2 protein-coding genes are annotated in these 897 nt (G+C 51.1%); both read right to left on the bottom strand.

Annotated elements, in window-relative coordinates; all coding sequences use genetic code 11:
* Positions 1–144: 144 nt before the first annotated feature.
* Positions 145–492: a hypothetical protein gene (locus tag ABD353_RS39705; protein ID WP_344628579.1), complete on the bottom strand. Its 348-nt coding sequence runs from the start codon at positions 490–492 to the stop codon at positions 145–147.
* An 82-nt stretch (positions 493–574) separates the two neighbouring features.
* A partial coding sequence (locus tag ABD353_RS39700; RefSeq protein WP_344628578.1) for a hypothetical protein occupies positions 575–897 on the bottom strand: 323 nt, incomplete at its 5' end.

Genomic DNA, 897 nt, shown 5'->3' with positions numbered 1-897 from the left:
AATTAACTACGGGGCTTTCTGCTTTCTGCCACACAACACGGTAACAAACCACCTTCACGTCATGAGGCAAAAAGCCTCAAGCGCCACGTCGATTATACCGGGACGGTGCTATTTCTTACCAGGTATATCCACGCTTTATGCTGCTTAGCGCTTTAAATATCTAATGTATACCCATCCCGCAATCAAGACGCCCGTGCCCAGCGCAAGATTAGGCAAAATCACATCGTTTGCACTTGCATATATGGTATTAGGATCATGTTGCCCCCAGAATGCCAGCTTGTACCCGATGCCCCAGACAAAGAATATAATCCCGGCAATCAGAACGCCGAATTCTATAACGCCGAGCAGGATTCCATCTAACCAGTCAGGCGGATCACGCCATGTGATGACCGCAGCTATTAGTGTGCAGATAATCTGGCCTGCATAATAACAAGGGGAACCATACCATTCCGGAGCAACATGCTTCACGATCAACCAGAACAGCACGTTCATTAAGATAACGAGCAACCAGTACCTCATAGTTCTGCTTTCCTTGTATTTGGCCATCTGAGTTGTCAGACAGCATTGTACTTATTCATCGGGCGGACTTGCCATTGAAATACTCCGGACGCGCAGCCAGTTCACGCTCGATTAACTCGTCGGCAAACAAAGGGGCAACACGATGAATACGAGCCTGCATGTTGCGCCTTCTCACCGCAGCTTTCCGTTCATCGCTCCAGCGTTGGATCTGTTTCTGGCCGTGAAAATCCACGCATACAGCGTAACCTGAGCCAGCCACCCAGCGTGACATCACCTCTTCAGGTGCCGCCTGCCCAGCCTCCACGACAACGGAAATCAGTTCCCGTGGACCCGGGCAGGGCCTGTGCGGCAGTTTCCAGCGCAGAGAATAGCGCCACT

Origin of the sequence: Kitasatospora arboriphila (assembly GCF_039528095.1) — a bacterium.
Taxonomy (GTDB): domain Bacteria; phylum Actinomycetota; class Actinomycetes; order Streptomycetales; family Streptomycetaceae; genus Kitasatospora; species Kitasatospora arboriphila.
The sequence above is the reverse complement of the archived record's forward strand: the minus strand, read 5'-3'. Positions and strand labels throughout refer to the sequence as shown.

Coding starts and splice junctions, on each gene's coding strand:
- ABD353_RS39705 (WP_344628579.1), bottom strand. CDS start 492: ATGAACGTGCTGTTCTGGTTGATCGTGAAGCATGTTGCTCCGGAATGG.